1 protein-coding gene is annotated in these 659 nt (G+C 77.4%); it reads left to right on the top strand.

Going from position 1 to position 659, the window contains the following annotated elements:
• Positions 1-659: DUF2797 domain-containing protein (locus AB8Z36_RS41525; RefSeq protein WP_369218499.1), on the top strand; the 659-nt coding region annotated here is incomplete at both ends.

Raw genomic sequence — 659 nt, 5'->3', positions numbered from 1 at the left:
GCGCGGGGGAACGCCTGCCCGGTGCGGGCCGAGGTGCCGGCGCGGGCCTCGCAGGCGCGGTGCCCGGAGTGCGCGCGGCTTGACCGGGCCTTCTCCGTGGCCGCCGACGGGGTGCCGGACGATCCGCGTACGTACCGGGTGTACCTGGCGTGGTTCGGTCCCGGGCTCGTCAAGGTGGGCATCACGGCGGAGGAGCGGGGGTCCGTGCGGCTGCTCGAACAGGGCGCCGTGGCGTTCTGCTGGCTGGGGCGGGGTCCGCTGATGGCGGCCCGGCGCACGGAGGAGCTGCTGCGGGCGGCCCTGGGGGTGCCGGACCGGGTGCCCTACGCGCGCAAGCGGGCGGTACGGGCCACCCTGCCCGAGTGGAGTGCCCGGGAGCGGGAGTTGGCGGAGCTGCACGGGCGGGCCGTAGCGCTCGAAGGCTGGGCCGAGACCCTGGAACGGCTGGACTTCGGGGCGGTCGACCACGCACCGGCGTTCGGCCTCGCCGCGCTGAGCGGAGAGGCCCCCGCCGCCGGAGTGGTGCGGGAGCTGGTCGCCGACGGGGCCGTCGGGGGGCGGCTGGTGGCGGCCGCCGGGCCGGATCTCCACCTGGACCTCGCGGACGCCCACCTCGTCGTCGATACGCGGCTGCTCGTGGGGTGGGAACTGGTCCGCGC

The sequence above is a fragment of the Streptomyces flavofungini genome, from assembly GCF_041028215.1.
GTDB lineage: Bacteria > Actinomycetota > Actinomycetes > Streptomycetales > Streptomycetaceae > Streptomyces > Streptomyces flavofungini_B.
This window is presented reverse-complemented; position numbering and strand designations above follow the sequence as displayed.